The sequence below is a fragment of the Streptomyces sp. SID3343 genome, from assembly GCF_009865215.1.
In the GTDB taxonomy this organism is placed as follows: Bacteria; Actinomycetota; Actinomycetes; order Streptomycetales; family Streptomycetaceae; genus Embleya.
Genome location: NZ_WWJX01001612.1, coordinates 1 through 4,761, shown reverse-complemented (window position 1 = coordinate 4,761; position 4,761 = coordinate 1). Strand labels below are relative to the sequence as shown.

The 4,761-nt window shown below is 72.3% G+C and carries 4 protein-coding genes and 1 pseudogene; 2 read left to right on the top strand and 3 right to left on the bottom strand.

Annotated elements, in window-relative coordinates; translation table 11 throughout:
• The coding region (locus GT354_RS51780; RefSeq protein ID WP_161365444.1) for an MFS transporter at window positions 1–1,104 on the bottom strand (1,104 nt) is incomplete at its 3' end.
• A gap of 37 nt (window positions 1,105–1,141) precedes the next feature.
• On the opposite strand from GT354_RS51780, the gene GT354_RS51775 reads away from it, so the two are divergent.
• Window positions 1,142–1,732, top strand: a complete 591-nt coding sequence (locus GT354_RS51775; protein WP_161365442.1) for an XRE family transcriptional regulator — start codon at window positions 1,142–1,144, stop codon at window positions 1,730–1,732.
• 7 nt (window positions 1,733–1,739) lie between these two features.
• Here the strand turns inward: GT354_RS51775 and GT354_RS51770 are convergent, their stop codons facing one another.
• Window positions 1,740–2,867 carry a serpin family protein gene (locus GT354_RS51770; protein ID WP_161365440.1) on the bottom strand — a complete coding sequence of 376 codons (1,128 nt, stop codon included), beginning with the start codon at window positions 2,865–2,867 and terminating at the stop codon, window positions 1,740–1,742.
• 190 nt (window positions 2,868–3,057) lie between these two features.
• Here GT354_RS51770 and GT354_RS51765 point away from each other — a divergent pair, with 190 nt between their 5' ends.
• Complete coding sequence (locus GT354_RS51765; protein ID WP_161365438.1) at window positions 3,058–3,588, top strand: nuclear transport factor 2 family protein; 531 nt, start codon at window positions 3,058–3,060, stop codon at window positions 3,586–3,588.
• Between the two features lie 82 nt (window positions 3,589–3,670).
• Here GT354_RS51765 and GT354_RS51760 read toward each other — a convergent pair.
• A pseudogene (locus tag GT354_RS51760) lies at window positions 3,671–4,761 on the bottom strand (hypothetical protein); the annotation flags it as partial.

The following is a 4,761-nucleotide window of genomic DNA, read 5'->3' as shown; positions in this document are numbered from 1 at the left end:
GAGAGTGGGGGCGGGAGTGGGCGGGGGGATGTGGACGGAAACGGGAGCCGGCGTAGGCACGGAGGCGGACTCGAAGCCGGAGTCGGGGGTGGTCATGGATACGGACGCGGGCGTGGACATGGGTTCGGGGACCGAGGCCGGGTGGGCCCCGGAGTCCGGCCCGCCCTGGCCACCTCGTGCGGCGGCCCCGGCCACACCGGACACGATGGACGCGGAGGCCCGCGTGGGCACCGGCCCGGGGGGCGAGTCGGGGCCCGGCTCGGGGTGCACCTGGGGGCCCGTCGCGCCTTGGCCGCCTCGCGCGGCCTCGGCCACACCGCATGCGAAGGACGCGGAGGCGGGCGTGGACATGGGTTCGGGGGCCGAGCCGGGGCCCGAGCCCGGGTGGGGCCGGGAGTCCGGGGTGTCCTCGTCGCCTCGCGCGGGGGCGGGCCTGGGCGCGCCGGGTGTTGGCTCGGGCGATGGGTCGGGGCCGTTCGTGTCGCATGCGGGGCGCGGACCCGCCGCCGGGGCCGGGGCCGACGCGTGGGGGCTGCGGACGGTTGTCAGTAGGGCCGCGACGCCGATGAAGGCGCCCGCGTTGATCAGTAGGACCACGCGGAAGGCCGCCGTGTCGTCGAGGCCGATCGCGAGGCCGCCGATCGGGGCGCCCAGGCTGATGCCGACGTTGGCGACGGTGCGATACGCGGCCAGGGTGCGCACCCGATCGCTCCCGCTCGCCAACTCGGCCACGAACGCCTGGGTGAGCGCCGCGACGCTCTGGTCCGCGGTGGTGACCACCGCGACCGCCGCCAGAAAGCCCCACCATTCGCCGACGACGGCGTAGCCGGCCGTCCCGAGCGCCCGCACGACGTGTAATCCCACGAGCGTGCGCCTGACCCCCCACCGGTCACCGAGCCGTCCGATCGGCACCGCCGCGCCCATCGCGACCAGCCCCGCGACGCCGAGGCCGAGGCCCACGGCGCCGGTCGACAGCCCGACGATCCGGGTGAAGTACACCGCCGAGAAGGCCACGAACAGCCCGACCCCGAGGTAGTCGACGAGCCCCACTCCGAGCAGGCGGCGTACTGCGGGATTACCCTTGAGAACACTTTCTTGTGTCATAGACACAATATCTTGGACCCAAGGACACAATCGCGCCATGACCGATCCAGCCGAGACCGTCGGCTACACGCTCGCCGCCAACCTGCGCGCCGCCCGCCAGTCCCGCGGGTGGCGGCTCGACGAGTTGGCCACCCGTTCGGGGGTGAGCCGCAACATGCTCCAGCAGATCGAGACGTGCCGAACCAACCCGAGCATCGCCACCCTCGCCCGGATCTCCGCCACGCTGGGCATCTCGATCGGCCGACTCGTCGAACCTCCCGAGGAACTCGGCCGGGTGGCCCGCGCCGCGGACACCCCGACCCGCGCCGCCGGACGGGCCAGCGTCACTCGCCTGCTGATCAACGACGCCACGCCGCCGTTCACCGAACTGTGGGACTTCCGCCTCGCCCCCGACGACGAGATCCGCGCCGCCGCACACCCGCCCGGCACCCGCGAACTGCTGCACGTGCACGAGGGCACGATCACCGTCGAGGTCGGCGGCGCCACCTTCACCGTCGGCCCCGGCGACGCCCTGCGCATGCGCGGAGACCGACCCCACACGTATCGCAACCCGCACCCCGACCCGGTCCACCTGACCATGACCGTGGTCTACGCGGGCCTACCTGACCCGCGCTACACCGACTCCTGACCCAGCGTCAGAGCCCCTGATCGGGAGCGTCCTCGGGCGCGGTCGCCTGATAGCCGGCGAACAGCGGGACGTAGCCCGAGGCGTCCATCACGGCGCACCCGAACGGCCGATCGAAGCGCACGCTGCGCTGCGGCGGATCCGGGGTCGCGCTCATCCACGCGATCTCTATCGTGGTCACGGCCGCCGCCTCGACGCCCTCCTCCGCGATCCGGATCAACGACTCCTGCACCACCTGCCTGATCCGCACCCGCGCATCCGTCATCGCGCCGAAATCCGCTTTCTCGGTGAACGCGGCCTCGATACCCAGGTCGATCAGCGGCAGCACGACGTCGAGCCGGCTGCGCAGCTCGAACCGGGGCAGCCACACTTCGACGTCCTCGCCCTCGTACGCCTTGCCCGTGTCCCGAGGCGCCCACGCCGCCGTCATCACCGATGCCGGCGGCGCCCCCTCGGGGCCGAGCGCGAACCGTACGAGCGCCGGTTCCTCGCCCGCGCACGGCAGTTCGACAACCGTCACGTCACCGTCGCGCCCCGTGATGGTCCACACGTCGGCCGCCGGCACCGCGCGCCGCATCGTCGGCACCTGGGCGCGCGAGCCGTCCGCGGCGCGAAACCAGTTGTCCACCGTGCGCGCGGCGTCGAACTCGTCCCGCCAGCGCGCCTTGAGCGCGAGCGCGCTCACCAGGACGATCTCGGTCAGGACATCGAAGTCGACCGATATCCGGTCGATCAGCCCGCCCGTCTCCCGCGCGACCCACGCGTCGATGTCGGCCGGGTCCCCGAGCACCCCGAAGCCGATGTCGGGCAACGACGCCCGAAACGCCTCGTGCACCGGCGACCGGCTCCACACCCCCGTCGCCACCGCGAGCGACTCGGTGCCGGCCAGATCGCGCGCGACCGCGGTGACGATCGGCGCCGCCTCGGGCCACGCGACGCCCACCACGTCGGCCAACTCCTCCGCGGTGTCCCCTTCGGCGCCGGTGGCCACCGCCGCCAGCGCGAGCCACAGGCCGGTCGGCGAGCACACCACGTCACCGCCGGTGGCGAGCACGGCCGAATCGCTCAGCATCGAGTCGAGCCAGCGCGAGGCCAGTTCCCGTACGGTGCCCGCGTGTTCACGCAGAGCCGGTTCCATGTGATCACCCATTCCTTGGGATGTGAACGGTCGGGAAGGTAAGCGGTCGAAGCGAACGGACGGACGGTTCGCGAGAACACGAGGTCGGGGCGGCGGGCGGCGGCGGTATCGCCGACGATCGAGGAATTCGATGTCCCCGGACGTCCCCCGCCCCGGGCGAATCATGCTCTCGACCGTAGTGTCGTGTGTCATGAACGCTTTCGGCGGGGACGTGGAACTGCGCAGACTGCTCGACCGTCGGGCGATCCACGACGTGGTGTTGCGATACTGCCGGGGCATCGACCGGATGGACCTCGACGCCGTCCGGGAGTGCTACCACCCGGACGCCACCGACGAGCACGGCAGTTTTTCCGGAAACGTGGACGAATACCTCGCGTGGATCGGCCGGTTGCTCCCCCGGTACACGTCGACCATGCATCTGACCGGCAACCACCTGGTGGACTTTCACCACGACACGCCCGATGTCGCCCGTTCGGAGACGTACGGAATGGCCTTCCACCGCAGCGCCGATCCCTCCCCCCGCGGCAACCTCGTCACCGGCTTTCGCTACATCGACGACTTCGCCCGACGCGACGGGGCATGGCGCATCGCCCGGCGCGTCGCGACGACCGAGTGGATCAAGGTCGACGACGTCGCGACGCAGTGGCCGATCCCCGAAGGCATGCGCGCCGGCCGCCGCGACCGACAGGACGCCGTGTACGCGCCGTTCCCCCCAACCTGACCCCGGCTCCACAACGCACCGCATCGCACCGCGCCACACCACACCACACCCGAACCACCGCACGACCCGCACACCGACCCGCCTACGGCACACTGACCCCGGGCCGGCTGCCGGGAGACTCGGGCACCGCGGCCGAGGCCGAAGCCGCCGGATCCCCCTCCGCGCCGGAGCCGTCCCGCGGTTTGCGGAACACCCGCGTCGCGTGGATCTCCCCCACGATCTGCGGCGCGTCCGGGTCCTGTGCCTGGGGCAGACCGGGGCGCAGATGCTCCTCCACCGAGATGTACTTCAGCCCCGCCCGCAGGTCGGCGTCGTTGCGCAGCCGGACCACCAACGGGAACTCGGCAAGCGCCGTGGTGTCGAACAGCCCGGTCGTGTACACGAGTTGCACGCCCAGCGCATCCGCCACCGCGCGCTGGAGCTCCAACAGGTAGGACGCGTTCGCCCGTCCGATCGGATTGTCCAGGAACAACGTCCCCGCGTGCCGGTGCCGAGCCCGCCCCCGGTCGTTGCTGCGCAGGGCGGCCATCGTGCAGTACAGCCCGATCGCGGCGGTGAGCAGCTGACCGCCGGAGAACACGTCGCCCATCTGTCCGACCGGTACCCGCTCGGCGCGCAGCACCGAGTCGGGCTTGAGGATCTCCACCTGCACCCCGCGCGGCCGCAGCGCCGCGTGCACGCCGCGCAGCAGCAGCGTCATGCCGTCGCGGCGCACGCCTGCGGCCGCACCGTCCTTGCCGCGCTTGATCGTTCGCGTCGCCTCGTCGACGACCTCGCCCAGTCGCTCGACCAGGCCGGCGGCGTCGGGATCGTCGAAACGAATCCGCAGGAACTCCTGCCCCGACCACTCGCCGAGTTCCTCCGGCAGCCGGGACAACCGCTGGGCGGCCCGCAGCGTGGTCAGCGCGGCCTCGACCATGCCTCGCATCCGGTCCACGATGCTGTCGCGGTTGCGCTCGATCTGGCGCAGTTCGTCGGTCAGTACGCGCAACCTCGGCGCGAACGCGGCCGACCAGGCCGGCGCGTGCTCGGCCAGTGCCGCGAGCGGCAGTTCGCGAATCTGCTGCCGCGCGGGCATCCGCACCTGCTCGAACCTGGCCGCGCCGGCGTGCCGCACCAGCGTCTCGGTACGGTCGCGCACGTGCCCCTCGGCCGCCGACAGGTCGCTCGCGA

Coding starts and splice junctions, on each gene's coding strand:
- GT354_RS51770 (WP_161365440.1), bottom strand. CDS start 2,867: ATGGAACCGGCTCTGCGTGAACACGCGGGCACCGTACGGGAACTGGCC.
- GT354_RS51765 (WP_161365438.1), top strand. CDS start 3,058: ATGAACGCTTTCGGCGGGGACGTGGAACTGCGCAGACTGCTCGACCGT.
- GT354_RS51775 (WP_161365442.1), top strand. CDS start 1,142: ATGACCGATCCAGCCGAGACCGTCGGCTACACGCTCGCCGCCAACCTG.